At 66.3% G+C, this 2001-nt stretch carries 2 protein-coding genes; one reads left to right on the top strand and one right to left on the bottom strand.

Annotated elements, in window-relative coordinates:
- Positions 1–954: an IS481 family transposase gene (locus VJS38_RS14170; RefSeq protein ID WP_324088797.1), complete on the bottom strand. Its 954-nt coding sequence runs from the start codon at positions 952–954 to the stop codon at positions 1–3.
- A gap of 132 nt (positions 955–1086) precedes the next feature.
- Here VJS38_RS14170 and VJS38_RS14165 point away from each other — a divergent pair, with 132 nt between their 5' ends.
- The gene (locus VJS38_RS14165; RefSeq protein WP_324088796.1) at positions 1087–1890 is read left to right on the top strand and encodes an IS5 family transposase; all 804 of its coding nucleotides are present in this window, start codon (positions 1087–1089) and stop codon (positions 1888–1890) included.
- Positions 1891–2001: the final 111 nt, after the last annotated feature.

The raw sequence follows: 2001 nt of genomic DNA, 5'->3' as shown, positions 1-2001 counted from the left end.
CTAGCTGTGGAGCCTCAACAGGTTGTCCCGATCCAAGCCGAGGCGGCTGATGGGCGTCTGTGACTTTATCCCGCCGTGCGGACGATGCCAGTTGTAGCGGTGCAGCCAGGTGGGCAGCTCGGCGGCGCGCTGGTCTGAGCTATCGTAGGTCTGGGCGTAGGCCCATTCCCTGAGGCTGGTCTGGATGAAGCGCTCGGCCTTTCCGTTGGTCTTGGGCGTGTAGGGCTTTGTGCGGATGTGCTTCAGGCCCAGGTCAGCGCAGGCTTTTCGGAAGTCGTCGGAGATGTAGCAGGAGCCGTTGTCGGTCATCACCCGGCTGACAGTGACGCCGAGGCTGGCGTAGTAGGCGAGCGCCGCCTTCAGGAAGGGGACGGCGCTCTCCTTGGTCTCGTCGGGATGGATCTGGCTGAAGGCCACGCGGGAGTGGTCGTCGATGCAGACGTGGACAAACTCCCAGCCGACGCCGCGGTTGTTGCTTTGGCCAGTCCTATTTCCGGTCGCCCGGTGGCCGGGCTTCTCGAAGCGACCGAGCTTCTTGATGTCCAGGTGGATCATCTCTCCGGGCGCCTTGCGCTCGTAGCGGACCACCGGCGCGGGCGGGTTCAGGTCGCTGGCCCGGCTCAGGCGCACAGCCCGCAGGATGCGGCTCACCGTGGCGGGCGAGACCCCTGTCTCCTTGGCGATCTGCTGGCCGCAGAAGCGCTGCCGGCGAAGCCTGATGATTTGCTCCACCACCTCTGGCGACGTCGGCTTGCGCAAGCGGCGCGGCCTTGAGGACCGGTCCTCAAGGCCGCCAGAGCCCTCCGCCAGGAACCGCTTCACCCATTTGCGGACCGTCTTCACGGTCGTCGAGAACGCCGCCGCGACCGTCGCCAGCGCCTCGCCGGCCAGAACCCGCCGGACCATCGCACCTCGACCCCTCGGGGTCAGTCGGGCATTCTTATGCACGTCCACTCGGCTCTCCCTCGGAACACTGAAGCTTCGCAACCTCAGCTTCCTCGGACCGGACCGAGTGGACAACCTATTGAGAGCTCACACCTAGAGGCTGTTAGGAACTGAGCAACCGACGCAGCGCAGCGAGTCGTCATGACTCGCAAGCCTTATTCTACCGATGTTTCCGATGAGGAATGGGCGTTTGTCGCGCCATATCTGGCGCTGCTGCCGGAAGAGGCGGGTCAGCGTCGGCACGATCTTCGCGAGGTGTTCAACGGCCTTCGCTACGTGATGAAGGGCGGCGTCACCTGGCGGCTGGTCCCCAATGACCTGCCGCCCTGGGAGATCATCTACCAGCAGACCCAGCGCTGGCTGAGGGCCGGGGTGTTCGAGGTGATGGTCCATGATCTGCGGCTGCTCCTGCGCACCTTCGCCGGCCGCAAAGGCCAGCCCACGGCGGCGATCCTCGACAGCCGCACGCTGCGCTCCACGCCCGAGAGCGGGGCCCGCGCCAGCTACGACGGGGCCAAGCGCAAGAAGGGTTCCAAGATCCACATCGCCGTGGACACCTTGGGCCACTTGCTCGCCGCCCATGTCACCACCGCCAGCGAGCAGGACCGCGCCCAGGTGGGCGTACTCGCCGAGGCCGTCCAGGACGCCACCGGCCAGAGCGTCGAACTGGCCTGGGTCGACCAGGGCTACACCGGCGAGACGGCCGCGGACGCCGCCGCCGTGCACGGCATCCAGCTCGAAGTCGTCAAGCTCCCCGAGGCCAAGCGCGGCTTCGTGCTGTTGCCCAGGCGATGGGTCGTCGAGCGAAGCTTCGCCTGGGCAACACGGTTCAGGCGCCTCGTCCGCGACTACGAGCGACTGCCCGAGACCGTCAAAGGACTGCACTTCGTCGCCTTCGCCTGCCTCATGCTCAACAGGGCCGTCAGCGCTATGCTCGGTTCCTAACAGCCTCTAGACGCGGCGATGGCGCTGCTGAACCCGGGCGGGCAACTCCTCGTCGGCGACGTGCCCAACTTCTCGAAGCTTCGTCGCTTCCTCGCCAGTGCCGTGGGCGTT

The organism is Phenylobacterium sp. (genome assembly GCF_035276905.1).
In the GTDB taxonomy this organism is placed as follows: Bacteria; Pseudomonadota; Alphaproteobacteria; order Caulobacterales; family Caulobacteraceae; genus Phenylobacterium.
This window is presented reverse-complemented; position numbering and strand designations above follow the sequence as displayed.